Origin of the sequence: Spongiibacter sp. UBA1325 (assembly GCF_002306875.1) — a bacterium.
In the GTDB taxonomy this organism is placed as follows: Bacteria; Pseudomonadota; Gammaproteobacteria; order Pseudomonadales; family Spongiibacteraceae; genus Spongiibacter; species Spongiibacter marinus.
Genome location: NZ_DBTD01000006.1, coordinates 196870 through 215099 on the forward strand (window position 1 = coordinate 196870; position 18230 = coordinate 215099).

General features: G+C 56.3%; 17 protein-coding genes. 9 read left to right on the forward strand and 8 right to left on the reverse strand.

Annotated elements, in window-relative coordinates; all coding sequences use genetic code 11:
• The first annotated feature begins 5 nt into the window (after positions 1 to 5).
• From flhF to B3K78_RS06745, 4 genes are all read left to right on the forward strand, one after another.
• Complete coding sequence (gene flhF, locus B3K78_RS06730; RefSeq protein ID WP_286694828.1) at positions 6 to 1223, forward strand: flagellar biosynthesis GTPase FlhF; 1218 nt, start codon at positions 6 to 8, stop codon at positions 1221 to 1223.
• Positions 1224 to 1321: 98 nt separating this feature from the next.
• A complete protein-coding gene (locus B3K78_RS06735) occupies positions 1322 to 2149 on the forward strand; it encodes a MinD/ParA family protein (protein WP_286694829.1) in 828 nt (275 codons plus the stop codon).
• Positions 2146 to 2871: an RNA polymerase sigma factor FliA gene (locus tag B3K78_RS06740; RefSeq protein WP_286694830.1), complete on the forward strand. Its 726-nt coding sequence runs from the start codon at positions 2146 to 2148 to the stop codon at positions 2869 to 2871. The genes B3K78_RS06735 and B3K78_RS06740 overlap by 4 nt, the downstream gene beginning before the upstream one ends.
• 15 nt (positions 2872 to 2886) lie before the next feature.
• Positions 2887 to 3312, forward strand: a complete 426-nt coding sequence (locus B3K78_RS06745; protein WP_286694831.1) for a DUF2802 domain-containing protein — start codon at positions 2887 to 2889, stop codon at positions 3310 to 3312.
• On the opposite strand, the gene B3K78_RS06750 is transcribed toward B3K78_RS06745, so the two are convergent.
• Together B3K78_RS06750 and B3K78_RS06755 are read right to left on the reverse strand one after the other, a co-directional pair.
• The gene (locus tag B3K78_RS06750) at positions 3309 to 3647 is read right to left on the reverse strand and encodes an EscU/YscU/HrcU family type III secretion system export apparatus switch protein (protein ID WP_286694832.1); all 339 of its coding nucleotides are present in this window, start codon (positions 3645 to 3647) and stop codon (positions 3309 to 3311) included. The genes B3K78_RS06745 and B3K78_RS06750 overlap by 4 nt on opposite strands.
• Positions 3644 to 4885 carry a flagellar hook-length control protein FliK gene (locus tag B3K78_RS06755; protein WP_286694833.1) on the reverse strand — a complete coding sequence of 414 codons (1242 nt, stop codon included), beginning with the start codon at positions 4883 to 4885 and terminating at the stop codon, positions 3644 to 3646. The genes B3K78_RS06750 and B3K78_RS06755 overlap by 4 nt, the downstream gene beginning before the upstream one ends.
• A 263-nt stretch (positions 4886 to 5148) precedes the next feature.
• Here B3K78_RS06755 and B3K78_RS06760 point away from each other — a divergent pair, with 263 nt between their 5' ends.
• Together B3K78_RS06760 and B3K78_RS06765 are read left to right on the forward strand one after the other, a co-directional pair.
• Positions 5149 to 5631 carry a glutathione peroxidase gene (locus B3K78_RS06760; RefSeq protein ID WP_204997067.1) on the forward strand — a complete coding sequence of 161 codons (483 nt, stop codon included), beginning with the start codon at positions 5149 to 5151 and terminating at the stop codon, positions 5629 to 5631.
• Positions 5632 to 5642: 11 nt separating this feature from the next.
• A complete protein-coding gene (locus B3K78_RS06765) occupies positions 5643 to 6116 on the forward strand; it encodes a MarR family winged helix-turn-helix transcriptional regulator (RefSeq protein WP_286694834.1) in 474 nt (157 codons plus the stop codon).
• Positions 6117 to 6216: 100 nt separating this feature from the next.
• Here B3K78_RS06765 and B3K78_RS06770 read toward each other — a convergent pair whose 3' ends face one another.
• Genes B3K78_RS06770 through B3K78_RS06780 form a run of 3 tightly spaced genes read right to left on the reverse strand, consistent with a single transcriptional unit; the run spans position 6217 to position 9015 of the window.
• The gene (locus B3K78_RS06770) at positions 6217 to 7584 is read right to left on the reverse strand and encodes an NAD(P)(+) transhydrogenase (Re/Si-specific) subunit beta (RefSeq protein ID WP_286694835.1); all 1368 of its coding nucleotides are present in this window, start codon (positions 7582 to 7584) and stop codon (positions 6217 to 6219) included.
• 3 nt (positions 7585 to 7587) lie between these two features.
• Positions 7588 to 7872: an NAD(P) transhydrogenase subunit alpha part 2 gene (locus tag B3K78_RS06775; protein ID WP_204996991.1), complete on the reverse strand. Its 285-nt coding sequence runs from the start codon at positions 7870 to 7872 to the stop codon at positions 7588 to 7590.
• Positions 7873 to 7881: 9 nt separating this feature from the next.
• Positions 7882 to 9015, reverse strand: coding sequence for an NAD(P) transhydrogenase subunit alpha (locus tag B3K78_RS06780; RefSeq protein ID WP_027872857.1), 1134 nt, complete (start codon positions 9013 to 9015; stop codon positions 7882 to 7884).
• Between the two features lie 360 nt (positions 9016 to 9375).
• On the opposite strand from B3K78_RS06780, the gene B3K78_RS06785 reads away from it, so the two are divergent.
• Positions 9376 to 11760 (forward strand): CHASE domain-containing protein, encoded by a 2385-nt coding sequence (locus B3K78_RS06785; RefSeq protein ID WP_286694836.1) that lies wholly within the window; start codon positions 9376 to 9378, stop codon positions 11758 to 11760.
• Positions 11761 to 11779: 19 nt separating this feature from the next.
• Here the strand turns inward: B3K78_RS06785 and B3K78_RS06790 are convergent, their stop codons facing one another.
• Positions 11780 to 12403, reverse strand: coding sequence for a TetR family transcriptional regulator (locus tag B3K78_RS06790; protein WP_286694837.1), 624 nt, complete (start codon positions 12401 to 12403; stop codon positions 11780 to 11782).
• Positions 12404 to 12516: 113 nt separating this feature from the next.
• On the opposite strand from B3K78_RS06790, the gene B3K78_RS06795 reads away from it, so the two are divergent.
• A complete protein-coding gene (locus tag B3K78_RS06795) occupies positions 12517 to 13767 on the forward strand; it encodes an efflux RND transporter periplasmic adaptor subunit (protein ID WP_286694838.1) in 1251 nt (416 codons plus the stop codon).
• Entirely contained in the window at positions 13764 to 16886 is a 3123-nt protein-coding gene (locus B3K78_RS06800; protein WP_286694839.1) for an efflux RND transporter permease subunit, read from the forward strand. Before B3K78_RS06795 ends, B3K78_RS06800 begins: the two co-directional genes overlap by 4 nt.
• A 31-nt stretch (positions 16887 to 16917) precedes the next feature.
• Here the strand turns inward: B3K78_RS06800 and B3K78_RS06805 are convergent, their stop codons facing one another.
• On the reverse strand, positions 16918 to 17364 hold the full coding sequence (locus B3K78_RS06805; protein ID WP_286694840.1) for a pyridoxamine 5'-phosphate oxidase family protein: 447 nt from the start codon (positions 17362 to 17364) through the stop codon (positions 16918 to 16920).
• Positions 17361 to 18221, reverse strand: a complete 861-nt coding sequence (locus B3K78_RS06810; protein ID WP_286694841.1) for a CvfB family protein — start codon at positions 18219 to 18221, stop codon at positions 17361 to 17363. Before B3K78_RS06810 ends, B3K78_RS06805 begins: the two co-directional genes overlap by 4 nt.
• Positions 18222 to 18230: the final 9 nt, after the last annotated feature.

Consider the following 18230-nt stretch of genomic DNA (forward strand, 5'->3'; position numbering starts at 1 on the left):
GGTAGATGAACGTTAAAAAATATCGGGCAGCAGACAGTGAACAGGCCATGCGGATGATTCGCGCGGCGCATGGCCCCGATGCGGTAATCCTCGACTGCCAGTCCGTGGCCGGCGGTGTGGAGCTGGTGGTGAGCTGGGAAGGTGAACCGTCGCTGCCGACCGCGACTGATGCCGACAAAGAACGAACCGCGTTAGATGCCTTGCGCTCACGTCGCGAACAGGCCGAGAGCCCCGCACCCGCCGCTCGCCAGGAGGCAGTGAGCGGCGCTTCCGGGCCGCAATTGGCGTGGTCGCAGAATGATGAGTTGCACGACTTGAAACAAGAGCTGGCCGCCATGAAATCGATGCTGATGAGCCAGCTCAAGGACAACAATTGGCAGCAGCTAACCGCCAAGCAGCCGGCCCAGAAGTCGAGCCACCAAATGCTGTCGGCCATGGACATCGACCCCAGCATTGCTGAGAGCCTGCAGCGTGAATTACCCAGCGATGAAAGCGAGGCGGTGCAGCGAGAAATGCTAAAAATGCTGCTGGTGCGCCAGCTGCCTATTAGCGAGCCGCCGCGCACCGGCGCCATTTGCCTGTTGGGCCCCCAGGGCGCGGGCAAGACCACCACGATTGCGAAGTTGGCGGCTCAGCACGTGATGCAGCACGGCCGTGATGATATCGCTATTTTAACCACCGACAGTGGTCGCGTAGGCGCTCAGGAGCAGCTGCGCGCCTACGGTCGAATTTTACAAATTCCGGTTCACAGTGCAGACAGCCCGCAAGAAGCGGCGCGAACATTTCGGGTGTTGCAGAAGAAGTCGCTGGTATTGATTGATACCGCTGGGCTGTCCTTTCGCGACCACGAGGGCCTGGACGAACTCGAAAAATTACTTGCAGGACTCGGTGGCGCCCATTGTTACCTGACGCTGCCTGCCGATGTGGAAGCCTATGTTCAAAGTGAAATTATCGATGCCTACAGTCGCTTCAATTTAGCGGGGGTGGTGATTAGCCGTATCGATGAGGCAATGCGACTGGGCGGATTACTGTCGAACCTGATTCAGCACCGCCTGCCGGCGGTGTGGTGTACCAATGGGCCGAAAGTGCCGCAAAACCTCTGTGTTGCCGATGCGGGCAAGTTGGTGAATATGGCCATGAAAATGGCGATGAGCTTTACCCCGCCAGCGCGCCGCCAGGTCGCTGATAGCGGTCGCGCTCAGCATATTGGTGTGCAGGCATGACTCGGGTAAATACCGATGTTCAAGCTATAGTTGCTAGGGCAGGCTTTGGACATTGCCTCAGTGCTGCCTAGGCCTCAGTGACACAACAAGGACAAAACATGAACCCAGTAAAAGTAATTGCAGTAAGTAGCGGAAAGGGCGGTGTGGGAAAAACCAATGTTTCCGTTAACCTGGCTTGCCAACTGGCACGGCGCAACCGCCGCGTGTTACTGATGGATGCCGACCTGGGCTTGGCGAATGTAGACATCATGCTCGGCTTGCGGCCCAAGTGGAATCTTTCCCATGTGCTGGAAGGCCAGTGCGATATTCAGGATATTTTGATGCCGGGACCCAGCGGCATATCCATTATTCCTGCGGCCTCGGGCATTAAGAAAATGGCTGAGCTGGGCAGCGACCAGCACGGTGCCATTGTCCGAGCGCTCAGCGGCTTGAACGATGACTACGACGTATTGGTTGTCGATACCGCGGCGGGTATTTCCGACAGTGTGATTACCTTTAGCCAGGCCAGCCAGTATGTGTTGGTTGTGGTGACTGACGAACTCACGTCGATGGCTGATGCCTATGCGTTGATTAAAGTGATGAGCCGCGACGCGGGCATCAAGCGCTTCAAAGTGCTGCGTAACATGGTGGATAGCCACGATCAGGCACGCGACGGCTTCGAGCGCCTCAACGAAGTGGCGCAACGCTTTCTGGATGTCACACTTGAATACGCGGGCTTCATCCCCCGAGACCGTTTTCTGGTGAAGGCGGATGCCAAGCAGCAGGCAGTGAGTGAGCTATATCCGGGTGCCGATGCCTCACTGGCCTTTCGCAAACTTGCGGAAACCGTCGATAAATGGCCCATGCCAAACGGTCCCAGTGGCAACCTGGAATTCTTCGTCGATAGAATGATGCAGCCCGAGGCTCTGAGAGGAGTTGCCGTGTGAGTGGCCACGCTGCTTACCTCGATGTGCAGGTGGGCAATCGCGACGAGTTAGTGACGCGTCATGCGCCGTTGGTAAAGCGCATCGCCTATCACCTTGTCAGCCGCCTGCCAGCCAGTGTGGAGGTCGATGACCTGATCCAGGCGGGGATGATTGGCTTGCTTGAAGCCGCCAGTCATTTTCAAGCGGGGCAGGGGGCGAGTTTCGAAACCTATGCGAGTATTCGCATTCGCGGCGCGATGATCGATCAAATGCGCCAGGGCGCCTGGGCGCCGCGCTCGGTAAGCCGCCAATTACGCGAACTGTCAGCGGCGGTGACGCGCGCCGAAGCCAAACTGGGGCGCGAAGCCCAGGCCGCCGATATTGCCGCAGAGATGGGCGTTGATATTAACGAATACCATGAGCTGCTGCGCGATACGTCTGGCGTACGCTTGTTTAGCCTGGAGCAAGCCGGGGAGGGCGGCCAGGAATTCAGCGCCGATGCCGAGCTGGATGAAAACCCGTTGCGCGACCTTGAAGATGAAGGCTTGCAGCGCGCCTTGGCGTCTCAGATTGACGCGCTGCCAGAGCGAGAGAAGCTGGTCATGGCGCTGTATTACGACAAGGGCCTGAACTTGAAAGAAATTGGTGAGGTCTTGGAAGTGAGCGAGTCGCGTGTCTGCCAAATCCATAGTCAGGCAGTCGTGCGATTAAAAAGCCGCCTCGGCGACTGGCTGGCAGCATAGGACGCGGAGGTCGCAATGCAAGAAGCCCCACAAGCAATGTTGGTCGCCTGGTTTAGTCAGCTGGATGACCTGACGGTGTTAGGCATTTTAATGAGCGTGGCTGGTGCGGCCATTCTGCTTTACCTGTGGCAGGGGCGGCGCTCCAAGGCCGAACATATTGAGCTGGCTTTACGTGAGGAGATCGGCGGCCTGCAGCGTAAAATCGATGACCAGGCCAGTGCACTGTCGGTTCTCGGTGAGCGGGTATTGGCGCTGGAAGAATATTTAGAGTTAGTGGGGCACCGCCAGCAGCAGATCGAAAGCGAAAAGCGCGATCCGCGCTTTTACCAACAGGCGATTCGCATGGCCGACCAAGGGCTCGATGTTCAGGCATTGATCGAGCGCTGTGGTGTGAGCCGCTCCGAAGCCGAGTTAATTGCAGCCATGCGCAGTACGCGCTAAGGCTCGCGTTCGCTGTCATCCTCTGCCTGATAGACCGTCCCGCTGTCGTGACGGTAGTAGTAATCCTTCGGTACTTGTCCTTTCAGGCGGTAGGCAAAGGCGATGATTTCCGCCACGGCCACGTACATAAATGGCGGCACTTCGCTATCTAAATCCACTCTGCTAAGCAGCTGCAAGAGCTGTGTATCTTGGTAGATGGGAACATCATTTTCCTCCGCTAACGCAAGAATCTTCGCCGCGACGCTGCCTTCGCCTTTGGCGCTGACAGTGGGGGCATTGCTGCCGTCGTAATGCAGGGAAACGGCGATACTGCCGTGATTATCCTGTGTGCTCATGCGTGGTCATCCAGTAGAGATGACACGAACGAACGGCTACCTGAGGCGCTTGGGTTTCCGCACTGGCAAACAATATCGGCAACGGGCACTTCCTGGTTTTGTAATTGTTCTCTGAGTACATGCTGATGCCGGTTTAACAGCGCCAGAGTTTCGGCATTGCTGGCGGTGAAACGTATCTCGAGTTGTTGGTTTACTTCTGCGAGCGTCACTTTCATCGCCCCGAGGCCGGGAAGGTCAAAGCACAAGTTCAGGGCCCAGCCGCGTTGTTGATTGTCGTCTCCGGGGGCATGCGGGTGCTGGGGCGTTTCGCCTGCGTCTCGCTGCCTGGGGGGCTGAAACTGAAACTGCCAGATATCGATGCCGTCGTGGTCCTTGATCGGCAGTTCCACCACTCCCGTGGCCTCTCGGCCGGTTTGCAGTTGCACTAGCTGCTGCACATCCAGCCGGGCCAGCGCGCCGCGAACGTCGCGAAGCAGCCCCTGCTGCGTGACTTCGTGCTGGTTAGCGGCGCTGGGTGGGGTTCGTGGCTGGGGGGAAAGCTGCCCGGGTAAGTCGGCCGTTTTGCTCGCGCTCAGCGTGCCCTGGTAGGCGCGGTTACCCTCATTGCGCGGTATTGGCGCGCCTGGCACTGAAAGGGGGGGCGGGGCTGCCTTGGGGGCGGTGTTTGCTCCGGGCTGGGGGCTTGCAGTGTCGCCAGTTGCCTTGCCTGCAATAGTAGCTGTTGGCAGCGGGTAGTTCTTGGCAAGTGGCGCTTTCGGCGGCGCGGCAGCCTGCTGGTCGAGCTGCGCGGCGAGCTTCAATAGTGCGGCTTTGAAATCGAGGTTTCTCGGTGCATTTTTTAGCAGCTTGGCCTCAAAAAACTGGCCGCTATTTTGCAGCGCTGTTTTAACGCGCTCACCGTCGCTGAGTTGTTTGCGATGGGGAATGCTGGCCAGTACGGGCGCCAATAACTTTTGCACTGACGGGGACAGCTGCTGGCTGAGCTGGCTTAGGGTGGCCATTAACTGGTTCAAGCCCTGTTGCTGCGGCAGGCGGTCGCGAAGAATGGGCGCGATATTCACGTCGCCGCGCTGCATAATTCGCAGCTCCGGGCGCTGTTGCGCGTCCCGGCCGACGACCTGAAGCTGGAGTTGCTCGCCTTTTCTCAGCGGCGTCTGACTTTCGGCCATCATCCGCAAACTGCCCGACGCAAGCTCGTATAGGTGCTGAGCGCGTTCTCCCAGCACGACCGCATTCATCACTCGGTCCGGCGCGAGCACCGGGGCAGGGCCTGCAGGCCGCAGAAGGGCAGCGGGCTGAGTGTTGTGGGTAGGATTAATGATCACCATACCGGGGCCTGGTTGCGTTAAGGGATTATCGGCAGTCGCCAGTCATGATAACGGCGCGTAATCGCGAAACTTTAATTTTACTGGCAAATTATGTCGCGCGCGATATAATCGAGTTGTTGTTTGATTTTTAGGCTATGTATAAGCGTAGCCCCTTATGCGAGGAAGGTAAGATTATGAGTAGTCTTTACGATTTCACAATTAATAGCCTGCAGGGCAAAGAAATGAACCTGGCCGATTACGCGGGCAAGGTTGTCTTGGTGGTGAATACCGCCAGTAAGTGCGGTTTAACCCCGCAATATGAAGGCTTGCAGGCGCTCTATGATAAATATGCAGATAAGGGCTTGGTGATTATTGGTTCGCCGTGTAACCAATTTGCCAACCAGGAGCCGGGGGATTCTGAGGCAATTCAGGGCAACTGCCTCATCAATTACGGTGTGAGTTTTCCCATTACCGAGAAAATCGAGGTCAATGGTAAGGGCGCGCACCCATTATTCGCTTATTTGAAAAAGGCGGCTCCTGGCACTTTGACGAATGCAGTAAAATGGAACTTTACTAAGTTCTTGGTGGGTAAAGATGGGCAGCCCATTAAGCGTTATTCCCCAACAACAAAGCCCGAGCAGCTAGAGGCCGATATTGAAGCTGCGCTACAGGCCTAACGAGGTAGAAGATGTCCGACGACACCGGCTTTCAGGAAAGCATGCCCGAGGAGCTAAAGCTCGACAATCAGTTGTGCTTCCCGCTGTATGCGGCTTCGCGTTTAGTGACGCGTTTGTACAAAGACCGCCTGGAGCCGCTGGGTATTACTTACCCCCAGTACATCGTATTGATGATCCTGTGGGAGGAGGCGCCGTGCCCCGTCAAAACGATTAGTCGCCGGGCAATACTCAATACCAATACCTTGACGCCATTACTTAAGCGTTTGGAGCAGCAGGGGTATATTAGCCGTCAGCGCGATGGTCAGGACGAGCGGCAGGTGATGGTGCACCTCACCCTGGCGGGACGGGCATTGCGAGACCGCTGCGCCTGTGTGCCGTGGGAGCTGTTGCAGTCGTCAGGGGTATCGCTAGAGAAGTTAGTTGCGCTGCGCGAAATGCTCAATGAGGTTCTGCCTGACCTAAAGCAAACGCTAGAGGGCAGTTAGTGTTAACAGGCCCTAGTTCGCAATTATTGTAATGGCGGTAATGAGGGTATAAAAAAAGGGCGACTGCTAAGCAGTCGCCCTTTTTTCATTGCTGCAGAACTTAGCTGAAGGCTTTGATGATATTGCTCAGCATTTCTTTGGCGTCGCCGAACAACATCCGCGTGTTCTCTTTGAAGAACAGTGGGTTGTCGATGCCGGCAAAACCGGAAGCCATAGAACGCTTCATAACAAATACGTTGCGCGCCATGTCGACGTTGATAACAGGCATGCCGTAGATCGGGCTACCTTCCATCTCGCGAGCAGCGGGGTTAACCACGTCGTTCGCACCGATAACGATGGCAACATCGAAGGTTTCCATACGTGGGTTAACGGCGTCCATTTCAAGAAGCAAGTCGTAAGAGACATCCGCCTCGGCCAGCAGCACGTTCATGTGGCCAGGCATACGACCGGCAACGGGGTGAATGGCGTAAACCACTTCCGCGCCGTTCTTTTCCAGAATCTCTTGAAGCTCTTTTACCACGTGTTGGGCTTGCGCAACGGCCATACCGTAACCGGGAACAATCACCACGCTAGAAGCGGCTTCCAGAACGTAGTAGGCATCGTCTGCTGACATGGCCTTGGCTTCGCCTTCAATTTTGGCAGCGCCACCACCACCTGCAACCGCACTGAAGCCGCTGAACAATACATTGCTCAGTGAACGGTTCATGGCTTTACACATGATTTGAGTCAGGATGATACCGCTTGCGCCAACCAGCGAACCGGCAACGATCAGGATGATGTTGTTGATCGCGAAACCCGCGGCACAGGCCGCAAGGCCCGAGTAGCTGTTAAGCAGGGAGATAACCACTGGCATATCGGCACCGCCGATGGGGATTACCAGCATGACACCCAGCAAACACGACAGGCCAATTACCAAGTAGAGGTAAAGGCTTACGTCGGGATTCATGGCAAACAATACTGAGCAAGCAATGATGGCAACAATCAGCGCGATGTTGAAAAAGCGCTGGCCAGCAAATACCAGTGGGCGCCCAGGCATTCTCTCGCTCAGCTTGCCGTAGGCAATCAAAGAGCCAGTGAAAGTGATGCCACCGATCAGGATCGACAGAACGATCGTAATCATTTGGAAGGTGCTGGCGTCCATACCGTACAGAGCGGCCCAGCCAACCAGCAAACTGGCGATACCGCCAAAGCCGTTAAACAGCGCAACCATCTCAGGCATTGACGTCATGGCGACAGAGCGCGCAACAACGGCGCCGATAATACCGCCAACGGCGATACCAACGGCGATCCACTTGTAATCGATAATGCTTTGGTCGAGCAGGGTGACGACCACAGCGATAAACATACCTACCGCTGATACAAGGTTACCTTTACGTGCCGTGGCGGGTGAGCCCAGCATTTTAAGGCCAAAAATAAACAGTACGGCCGCTGCCACATAGGACAGATTGACCAGCAATTCAGTACCCATGGTTTATGCGTCCTCTTTTTTCTTAAACATGGCAAGCATACGGTCGGTAACCATATAGCCGCCGATAACGTTGATGGTGGCAAACGCGACAGCGGCAGTACCAAGAATGGTTGCCAGCTGAGTGTGCTCGGCACCAGCTGAGGTCAGTGCACCGACCAGGGTGATCCCGGAAATAGCGTTTGAGCCCGACATCAGCGGAGTGTGCAGCGTTGCGGGTACTTTGTTGATCAGCTCGAAGCCGAGAAATATCGACAGCATCAAGATGAAAGCAAGAAATACAATTTCCATCTTTGTCTCCTACTTAATCAGGTTTTTGATGGTGTCGTTAACGATTTCGCCGCTGTGAGTAATCACACAGCCCTGCAGAATGTCGTTTTCGAAGTCGATAACCATCGCTTGTTTTTCTTTATCCCAGCCTTCGTCAACCAAGTTGAAAAGGTTGGATGAGTACATTTGGCTGGCGTCGCGGCTAACGTAGTTAGCCCAGTTGCCGTTACCAATGATTGTTACGCCGTCCACTTCAACGGTTTCGCCGGCTACAGAGCCCTCGACGTTACCGCCGGTTTCCGCGGCCATATCGACAATCACGCTGCCGGGTTTCATGCCAGCAACCATGTCTTTGGTGACCAGTACAGGCGGCTTGCGCCCGAATACCTGGGCAGTGGTGATAACGATGTCGGACTCGGCAATCTGTTTCTTCTGACCTTCGAGCTGCAGTTGACGCTGCTCTTCAGTGAGCTCGACGGCATAACCATCTTTGGTTTGCCCGGTTTCACCGAGGTCGATCTCGAGGAACTTGCCGCCCAGCGAGCGAACTTGCTCGGCAACGACGTCGCGGGTATCAAAGGCAACGACTTTGGCGCCCAGGCGTTTTGCGGTGGCAATGGCTTGCAGACCGGCAACACCGGCACCGATGATGAATACGGTAGCGGGCTTCAATGTACCGGCTGGCGTCATCATCATTGGCAGGATACGTGGCAGTTTAGTGGTTGCCAGCAGCACCATCACATAACCAGCCAGGCTGGCCTGGGAGCTGAGCGCGTCCATTTTTTGTGAGCGCGTGCTGCGTGGAATCATTTCCATGCTGATCGCCGTCACTTGCTGGTCGCGGAAGGCCTTAATCAGCTCGTGCTCGTTGAAAGGGTCCAGATAGCTGACGTGAATGCAGCCGGCTTTGAGTTGCTTGATTTCTTCAATAGAGGGCTTGCTAATGCGCAAGACAACGTCTGCTGAAGAGAGTACCGCATTGCGGTCTGCGACAACGGTTGCGCCGGCATCGACGTATTCCTGATCGCTAAAACCGCTGCCCAAGCCGAGCCCCGCTTCAATCTGAACTGCGGCTCCCGCGCGGACCAATTTCTTGGCGTCGCTCGGAATGATCGCAACTCGATTCTCCCCAGAGGCGAGTTCTTTTGGAATTCCTAAGAGCATCTTTAAAGATCCATTGTTGATTTTGGTTTGGTGTTGCGTTTTGTAAAAGCGGCATAGCATATTACATTGAGCGCCAAGAAGCGATAAAACCGCGGTGCGCTAATTTAAGCTAATTGCTTCAATTTGTTATAAATTTTCATTATGGCCTAATTCATTTGGCTGATGGCGTCGATCCTCGATGTCGATACCCCCGAGGGTGTTTTAAGCGAATTTACCTATTAGTTCGCTGGGGGCTTTTCTCTAGACTACGGTTGTATTAACGGTTTGTGGTGGGCGAAAGCTCGGCGCCAGCGGCATTGCCGCGTGCGCGGTAGGAGGAAGGTCAATCATGCGTCTGAGCGCTCAACGTGCGGACATCTAATGCAGATATCTAAAGCGTCGCTGCAGGTCTTCGTGCTCACGGCGCTCGGCTATTTTCTAGCTGGGCGGTTGGCATTGTTGCTGGCGATCCCGCCTGGGTATGCCGCGGCGATTTGGCCCTCGGCGGGTATTGCGCTGGTGGTGATACTCCTGCACGGCTACCGATTTTGGCCTGCCGTCGCGCTGGGCTCGTTCGCGGTAAATAGCTACGGGGCTCTGGCGTGGGGGGAAGGCATAGCGGCGTGGGCAGCGTCCGCCCAGCTGCCTTTTATTATCGCGCTGGGTGCCGCCTTGCAGGCAGTGGTGTCGGTGTATTTGTTGCGCCGCTTCATTGGTTACCCCATCACCCTGGATACCAGTAGCGATGTGCTGAAGTTTATTGTGTTGGTGTGCGGCGGTGGCAGCATGCTCAACGCCAGTGTGGGCACTGCGGCACTGTGGCAGGCTGGCGCGTTAGCGGCAGGAAACATCCCCTACAACTGGTTTACCTGGTGGGTGGGGGACGGCCTCGGGGTGATGCTGGTGGCCCCGTTGATATTTGTCTACCGAGCCCAGCCCAGAGGAATTTGGCGAAGTCGAAACCGTGTGCTCCCTTGGGTGCAGTTATTGGCATCTGTTGTCATTGTTCTTTTATATATATTTGCCAGCCGTTGGGAGCTGGCTCGTCAGGAAGCGGCCTTTGAGCGACACGCAGGGCAGCTGTATCAGCGTAGCGATGCGGTGTTGAACAGTTATTTTGAGAGCTTGTACGCGGCGCAGGCGTTCTTTGTGTCGTCATCTGAGGTGACGCCGGAGGACTTCAGGCGTTTTGTTCAGGGGGCCTTGCAGCGCAACCCTGGCTTCCAGGGTATTGCCTGGAATCGGGTGATAGCTCATTCAGAAAGGGGTGAGCTCGAGCGCCTAATGAGCCAGGAGCTTGGCGAGCCCGTGGTGTTTACGGAGGTCGATCGCAATGGCACGCGGATGCGGGCGTCGCGCCGCGAAAGTTATGTGGTGATTCGCTATATACAACCGCTAAGCAACAACCGCCGTGCCTATGGCTACGATATCAGCTCTAATCCGATTGCCCGCAATGCCTTAATGAAGGCCGCCACCAGTGGTGAGCCCTCGGCGACAGCGCCGATACGCTTGATACAAGAGCGGGGGCAACAGCTGGGCGAGGTTGTCTATTTCCCGGTGATAAAAAATGGGGCGTTGGAAGGCTATGTTGCCGGCGTGTTTCGCCTGGGGGATTTGATGTCCGCGGCCCTACAGGGCGAGAGTTTGCAGGGTATTTCCCTGCGGCTATTGAGTGCTGAAAGCAAGCCCCAGCTGCTTTTTGCCGCAGATGGCCGCGAGAGTGATGGCAAAGGCGAGATATTTCGGCGTGTGTGGGAGCTGGGCTTCGCCGATCAAACCTGGCGTCTCGAGATCAGTGGCAATCAGCAATTCTTGGTCGACAGCCGTTCGGTGATGCCCTGGGGGGTGTTGGCCACCGGGTTATTGTTTGTTGGATTGTTGGGGATGTCGCTGCTGGTGTTGACCGGGGCCAAGTATCACTCTGATGAATCCGGGCGCGAGCTGGCGGAAACCGTCAAACAGTTGCGCGATGCGCAAGGGCAGCTGGTCGAGGCAGAAAAACTGGCGGCGCTGGGCGGCATGGTTGCCGGTTTTGCTCATGAATTGAATACCCCCATCGGTATTGCCATCACCGCGCAGTCCACATTTAAGGCCGACCTGGAGCGACTTGAGGCCTTTACAGAGCTGGTGCCTGACGAAGCGGACAAGCAGCGTCGCAATGCCATTTTACTGCGCATGAATGAAGCGGCAACCATGGTGCTGGATAACCTGCAGCGTGCCGGAAATTTGATAGGCAGTTTTAAGCAGGTGTCTGTGGACCAGTCCTCCGAGGATCGCCGGCAAATTAACTTGCATGACTACCTTCACGATGTGTTGCTGCACCTGTCTCCGAGTTATCGTCGCGCAGGACACGACGTGAAGTTCGAGTGCCCCCGCGACATCTATATCGAAACGGTCCCGGGAGGATTGACTCAGGTTATCGTCAACTTGATGAACAATGCGCTGAGTCACGCGTTTGTTGCGGGGCAGCAGGGGAGAATTACCCTATCGGTGGAGCGCGCGGAGCAAGCCGTTGTATTGCGCTTCAGTGATGATGGTCAGGGGATGGCAGATGCGGTGCGCGAGCGTATCTTTGAGCCGTTCTTTACTACCCGTCGCGGCTCCAATGCGGCGAGCGCTGGACTCGGCTTGCATCTGGTTTACAGTATCGTTCGCCAACAACTCGACGGTGAAATTGCCGTTTCTTCAACCCCGGGCGAGGGCAGTATTTTCACTATCAGTTTACCATTGAGCCTGGAGGCTGCGGCGCCCTCTGAGAAGGCATAACAGGCCCCGGCGCGAGACATTACGCGTCGGCTTTCAGGCCTTCGAACAGCAGGGTGATCGACAAGCGAATATCCTCGAGTCCATTGGGGTAAAGCTCCGATGAGGACAGGTGTTGATGATAGATGCCCATAATGTGCGCGCGAATATAAAGTGCCAATTGGCGGGCGCTGCGATCCTTGCGCACAAGCTCGTGCTGCTGCGCGTAACCGATAATCTGCGTTAGCCGGGCGATATTTTGGTCTCGATTTCGAGTGAGCTGGGCGCTGACAACCGGCGATTCATTGCAGAGGCTGTAGCGCATGGCGAAACGGGTGATTTTTTCTGCCGCCGGTACTTCCAGTAAGCGTTGGTAAGAAAACACCAGGGTCTCTGCCAGCGCCTCCAGGGTCATGGTGCCCGAGGCCGCCTCTTTGAGCAGAGCTTGCATCGCCGTTTCCAGTGGCGTGCTCAGGCGATCAATGATTGCGCTGATCAATTCATCCTTATTTTTAAAGTGCCAGTAAATGGCTCCTCGTGTCACGCCAACTGCCTTTGCCACATCGCTGAGCCGGGTGTTGTGAATACCCTGTTCCGCAAACATCTGTTCGGCGGCGCCTAACAGGCTCTCTCGGGTGGCTTCCGCGTCTTCTTTCGAACGTCTCATAGGGTGTGCTTGCCGTTGAAAATAACCGTTTTGTAATTGCCGGGTACTTTACATACGTGCACGCATGTATGTAAAGTACCCGGCCTGATTGATTGGCTCGGAAGTCCCCCCCTATGAACGCTTATGCGCCGCTGCTCAGCATCGGAAATTCACGCCATTTTCGCCACGTGCTGGTTGCCGTAACAACGCTGTTGCTTGTTGCTGCGTGCGATCAAACGCCGCCGCCAGCGCCAGAGGAGCGCGCACAGCCAGTGAAAACGGTCGTTCTGAAAGCTGAAGATGTTCCCGTTGGCGGGCAGTACCCGGGCAGCATGGAAAGCTCTAAAGAGGTTCAGGTTCGCGCGCGGGTAGAGGGCATCTTATTGCACCGGCGCTATACCGAGGGCGCGCGGGTCGAGGCGGGCCAATTACTGTACGAGATCGATGCGGCGCCTTTTGAAGTTGCGCTGAGCCGTAGCCGTGCTCAGCTGGCGAACGCGCGAGCCAGTTTGTCGTCGGCAGAGCGCCGTTGGCGACGTGCCAGCGAGCTGATTCAAAGCAACGCCATTAGCCAGCGCGACCGGGACGATGCCGAGTCTGGGCTGGAGCAGGCCCGGGCAGCAGTGCAGCTGGCAGAGGCCGAAGTGCGCGCTGCGCAGATCAATGTAGATTATTGCAAAGTGAGGGCGCCAATATCAGGCATGACCAGTCGTGAGCGGGTTTCCGAGGGCTCACTGGTCGGGCCGAATAACAGCCTGCTCACAACCATTACCCAGTTAGACCCGCTGTGGGTAAACATTTCCCTGCCAGATGAAATGGTGCTGCTACTGCGGCGTATGCTCAAGGATGGTGAGTTGAGTTACGACGAGAGCCAGCGCGCCGTGCTGATAGAGACGGCCGGTAACCAGCAGCACCCACACCTGGGGCATATCGATTTTAGCGACAGCACCATTGATCGACGTACGGGTACCGTGCAGTTTCGCGCGACCGTGGCTAACCCAGACGGCAGCTTGCTGCCTGGGCAATTTGTACGGGTGCGATTGCAGGGTTTGTACAGCCGCAATGCCCTGGTGTTGCCCGAACGGGCCGTGCTGCAAAATGCGAAAGGCAGCTTCGTTTATGTAGTGAATGCGCAGCAACGCGCCGAGGTAAGACAGGTGCGACTCGGTTTGGAAGTGGACGGTGGGCGCATTGTCGATGCCGGCTTAAAGGCGGGTGAAGAAGTGGTGGTAGAGGGCTTGGTGCGCGTGCGACCGTCATCGTTACTGGCGCCTCAGCGAATAGAATTAACCCACAACTACGGCCCCAAGCCCAACTTTGCAGACCAACCCGCCCGATTGAAAGTGGGGGCACTGTCTCAGCCAGCCAGTGAGGTCGTGCAATGAGCGCGCGTTTTTTCATCGAACGGCCGGTATTATCGATTGTTCTGTCACTGCTAATTTTGATCGCCGGCGCCACGGCGGTCGGTCAGTTGCCGATCTCGCTATACCCGCAAATCCTGCCGCCACAGATCGTTGTTACCGCCGCCTATCCCGGTGCGAATGCGGAAACCCTGGCTGAGACCGTTGCCGCCCCGTTGGAGCAGGAGCTGAACGGGGTGGAAGGGATGTTGTACATGAATACCCAGGCCTCTGCGGCGGGCCGGGTCAGTATCAATATCACCTTCGCGACTGGCACCGACCCAGACCAGGCTGCGATTGATGTAAGTAACCGTGTTGCGGTTGCCGAAAACCGCCTTCCCGAGGCCGTAAAGCGTTTGGGTATTACGGTGGATAAACGCTCGACCGATATCCTGATGATATTTTCGCTGTCGTCAGAACTGCCCCAGTACGATGCCATCTATTTAAGCAACTATGCGCTGCTCAATGTTATCGATGAGCTGCGCCGCCTGCCGGGTATTGGCAGTGCGCGGTTGATGGGCGCGCGCGACTATTCCATGCGTATTTGGCTTCAGCCTGACCGACTGGCTGAGTTGGGTCTGACACCGGCAGATGTCGCCAGAGCCATTCGCGAGCAAAATGCCAATTTTGCGGCGGGCAGTTTTGGCGCCGAGCCAGTGTCCAGCGATCAACCCTTTACCTATGCCGTGAGCACGCAAGGACGGCTGGCGACGGTAGAAGAGTTTGAAAGCATTATTATTCGCGCCGAGCCAAATTCTGCCAGCCTGCATTTGGGGGACATTGCCAGGGTTGAGCTGGGTGCGAAAGATTACTCCTTTCGCGGCAGTTTTAACGGCGAACCGGCGGTCCCCGTGGCGATGTATCTTCGCCCCGGTGCCAATGCCCTGGAAACTGCCAAGGCCGCTCAACAGGTCATGGCCAAGGTTAAAGAAAACGCACCAGATGGTGTGGATATAGAACTGGCTTTTGACGCGACGGTATTTGTAGAGCATTCGATCAAGGAGGTGGTTGCCACGTTTTTCGAGGCATTGCTGCTGGTGATCCTGGTAATGTTTTTGTTCCTGCAAAATGTGCGCGCCACTTTTATTCCACTGTTGGCGATCCCCGTATCGATCGTGGGAACCTTCGCCGGGCTGTATATTCTCGGCTACTCGATCAACCTGCTAACGCTGTTCGGCTTGATCCTGGCCATCGGTATTGTTGTCGACGACGCGATTATCGTGATTGAAAACGTCGAGCGTATTATGGCGGAGCAAAAATGCTCGGCCATGGACGCTGTGCGCCAGGCGATGGAAGAGGTTAGCGGCCCCCTGGTGGCCATCGTGTTAGTGCTATCTGCGGTGTTCCTGCCGGTGATTTTTGTCGACGGTTTAACGGGGGAAATGTACCGGCAGTTTGCTGTGGCGATCACGGTGTCGGTGGTGCTCTCCGGGATCGTGGCGCTCACCCTGACCCCGGCACTTTGCGCACTAATGTTAAAGCAACACGCCCACAGCGAGGAGCCGCGCCACGGCTTCCTTGCCGGGTTTGAGCGAGCCTTTGACTGGCTGCGTGAGCTATATATTCGTATTACCGCCAGTTTTCTGCGTCATCGCTGGCGGGCGTCTGGCCTGTTTGTCCTGCTTGTGGCGGTCACATTGTTGGTCTTCTCGCGTATGCCAGCGGGCTTGGTGCCCGCCGAAGATCAGGGCTATGTGATGATGGCCTACAGCACTCCTCCAGCGGCTTCCCTGTCGCGCACCAGTGCGGTTGCAGACGCGATGGCTACGCGCGTTCTGGATCAGCCGGGGGTCAAGTCCATCATGACCTTCTCCGGCTTCGATATTCTCGCCTCCACGCTGAAGACGAATGCTGCAGCGTCTTTCATAATGTTTGATGACTGGTCCGAGCGCGAGCAACCGGGCATGGACTCTATTTCGCAAGCCCGCGCGATACCTGCTTTGGGTGCGGACCTGCTCGACGGGCGAATGATGGCGTTCAACCCGCCGCCCATTATCGGCTTGAGCAGCACAGGGGGCTTTGAGTTTTACCTGCAAAATCGGGGCGACGGCAGCCTGCAAGACTTAAACGCCGCCGTTTGGCGCTTGGTGGCGGCGGCGAACCAGCAGCCGGAGTTGAGCCGCGTATACAGCACATTCCAAATGGATACACCGCAGTACAAGCTGACGCTAGACCGGGAAAAAGCCATGAGTCTGGGTGTTCCTGTTGCCGACGTGTTCAGCACGATGCAGGCGACCTTTGGCAGTTTGTACGTGAATGACTTCACGCTATTTGGGCGCAGCTTTCAGGTGAATTTGCAGTCCGAAGAGGAATTTCGGCAGTCCCCGGACGATTTGGGGAAAGTCTTTGTGCGCTCGCAGGAAGGCAGCTTGATTCCATTGGGCTCGCTATTAACTGTAGAGCGGGTAGTGGGCCCCGATGCGGTCACCCGTTTCAACGGCTTTAATGCCGCCAAAGTGCTGGGGTCGGCTGCACCCGGTTACAGCTCCGGTGAGGCCATTGCGGCGCTAGAGCGCGTTGCTGCAGAGGTGCTGGGTCGGGACTTTAACATTGGCTGGGTGGGCAGCGCTTACCAAGAGAAGTCGTCGAGTGGTAATTCCAGCAAGGCCTTCATCTTGGCGATTGTGATCGTCTTTCTCATTTTGTCGGCGCAGTACGAACGCTGGTTGATGCCGACCGCGGTGGTAATGTCGGTGCCCTTTGCCTTGCTTGGGGCGGTACTTGCGGCATGGCTGCGCGGCCTGGATAACGATATTTACTTCCAGATTGGCATGGTGTGTTTGATTGGCTTGGCGAGTAAGAACGCCATTTTGATTGTTGAGTTTGCCATGCAGCAGCGCGACAAAGGTATGGCTATTGTGGACGCCGCAATGGAAGCGGTTCGCCTGCGTTTTCGTCCTATTGTTATGACCTCACTGGCCTTTACTCTGGGCTGCTTGCCGCTGGCACTGTCCAGTGGTGCCGGCGCCGCTAGCCGTATTGCGCTGGGGACAAGTGTGATCGGCGGCATGCTGATGGCCACCTTTGTGGCCACGGTTTTTGTGCCGTTGTTTTACGTACTGATGGCCAGCCTGGGCGAGCGCTTGAAGCGCGGCGGTGAGTAATCGTTGTGGTAAAGAAAAAACGCTTCGCGATTTAGTCTGTCATGCGCGCGCTGAAATCCCAGCTGGAGAAGGTTTTGGGGTGCAGACAGATCGCCACTTCATCGGCCTTGCGGCTTAGCAGCCAATTGGCCAGGTCGCGGTTGCTGTCGCCGAGATAGCGCTCGATTAGTGACGACAGTACTTCGCCCTGGCTGTCGCTGGTCAGCTCGGCAACGGCCTTGCCCCTTACGCCGCGATAGGGAATGGAGTTCACCGCGACTTCAAAGCCGCAGTTGGGGTTGGCTTCCAGCAGCCGAATAATCTTTGATGAACGATGGCTGGCGCAGTAGAAGCAGCCATTGCGATAGTAAAACCACAGTGAGCAAACCACCGGAAACCCATCGCTATCGATGGCGCTCAGGCGCAGGGGAATGGTAGCGGTCTCGACAAAGCTGGTGTCCTGCATGGGAAGGATGCCCTCTATACAATCGCGATTCATTCACCCTTGTTAAGGGTAATTCCGCGGTCGCTGATAATAATTTTTCGTTCTTTATATAGTCGGCTCAGGCCTTGCTTAAAGGCTTTTTTACTGACGCCGAAAATGCGTTTGATCGCCTCGGGGGGGCTCTTGTCTCCGAGCGCAAGGAAGCCGTCATTGGCATCTAGCTGCCGTAATATGAGTTCGGCGATATCGGGCGCGCGCTCCCGGGCTGGCTTGTTCAGCGTTAAGTCCAGGCGCTGGTCCGGGCGAACGCGCTGTATCCACCCCGATAAGCGCTCGCCGCGACGCAGAGGCTTATTCAGTTCACTGTCGTACAGTAGTCCCCAGACGCAATGGTTTACGACACATTTATAGCCTAACTCGGTTTTGTTCGCGACGTGAATGCTAACGCGGTCGCCACTGTTCAGTCGCTGCTTCTCATTATCGGGGAGGCTGTGCAGGCTGTCGGCAATATGTTTGTCCAGTCGCATTGTGGCGACCAGTCTGCCGCGCAGGTCAGTGTATACCATGACTAATACCGCCTGACCCTCTCGCACGGTGCCAAGCTGTTCGCTGTGGGGGAGCAATAGCTCCTTATTCAGCCCCCAGTCGAGGAAGGCGCCCACAGTAGTGATCGCGCCAACCCGCAGCAGTCCCACTTCATTGCACAACAGCTCGGGGCGTTGTAGGGAGGCGATCAAGCTGCCGTCGTTGTCGTGCAGCACGAAAACCTCCAATGCGTCGCCAACGCTACAGTCCTGCGGGCTTTGGCGGGCATTGAGAAAAATATCGCCGAGTTGGCCGCCGTCCAGATAGGTGCCGGCACTGGTAATACGGCTGACGGTGAGTGTGTTCATGCGTCCAATAGCGGGCATGGTATTTCC

What these genes read in the sequence shown, in the direction of transcription:
- flhF (WP_286694828.1), top strand. Translation starts at nt 6, where the DNA reads ATGAACGTTAAAAAATATCGGGCAGCAGACAGTGAACAGGCCATGCGG.
- B3K78_RS06735 (WP_286694829.1), top strand. Translation starts at nt 1,322, where the DNA reads ATGAACCCAGTAAAAGTAATTGCAGTAAGTAGCGGAAAGGGCGGTGTG.
- B3K78_RS06745 (WP_286694831.1), top strand. Translation starts at nt 2,887, where the DNA reads ATGCAAGAAGCCCCACAAGCAATGTTGGTCGCCTGGTTTAGTCAGCTG.
- B3K78_RS06750 (WP_286694832.1), bottom strand. Translation starts at nt 3,647, where the DNA reads ATGAGCACACAGGATAATCACGGCAGTATCGCCGTTTCCCTGCATTAC.
- B3K78_RS06755 (WP_286694833.1), bottom strand. Translation starts at nt 4,885, where the DNA reads ATGAATGCGGTCGTGCTGGGAGAACGCGCTCAGCACCTATACGAGCTT.
- B3K78_RS06760 (WP_204997067.1), top strand. Translation starts at nt 5,149, where the DNA reads ATGAGTAGTCTTTACGATTTCACAATTAATAGCCTGCAGGGCAAAGAA.
- B3K78_RS06765 (WP_286694834.1), top strand. Translation starts at nt 5,643, where the DNA reads ATGTCCGACGACACCGGCTTTCAGGAAAGCATGCCCGAGGAGCTAAAG.
- B3K78_RS06770 (WP_286694835.1), bottom strand. Translation starts at nt 7,584, where the DNA reads ATGGGTACTGAATTGCTGGTCAATCTGTCCTATGTGGCAGCGGCCGTA.
- B3K78_RS06775 (WP_204996991.1), bottom strand. Translation starts at nt 7,872, where the DNA reads ATGGAAATTGTATTTCTTGCTTTCATCTTGATGCTGTCGATATTTCTC.
- B3K78_RS06780 (WP_027872857.1), bottom strand. Translation starts at nt 9,015, where the DNA reads ATGCTCTTAGGAATTCCAAAAGAACTCGCCTCTGGGGAGAATCGAGTT.
- B3K78_RS06785 (WP_286694836.1), top strand. Translation starts at nt 9,376, where the DNA reads ATGCAGATATCTAAAGCGTCGCTGCAGGTCTTCGTGCTCACGGCGCTC.
- B3K78_RS06790 (WP_286694837.1), bottom strand. Translation starts at nt 12,403, where the DNA reads ATGAGACGTTCGAAAGAAGACGCGGAAGCCACCCGAGAGAGCCTGTTA.
- B3K78_RS06795 (WP_286694838.1), top strand. Translation starts at nt 12,517, where the DNA reads ATGAACGCTTATGCGCCGCTGCTCAGCATCGGAAATTCACGCCATTTT.
- B3K78_RS06800 (WP_286694839.1), top strand. Translation starts at nt 13,764, where the DNA reads ATGAGCGCGCGTTTTTTCATCGAACGGCCGGTATTATCGATTGTTCTG.
- B3K78_RS06805 (WP_286694840.1), bottom strand. Translation starts at nt 17,364, where the DNA reads ATGAATCGCGATTGTATAGAGGGCATCCTTCCCATGCAGGACACCAGC.
- B3K78_RS06810 (WP_286694841.1), bottom strand. Translation starts at nt 18,221, where the DNA reads ATGCCCGCTATTGGACGCATGAACACACTCACCGTCAGCCGTATTACC.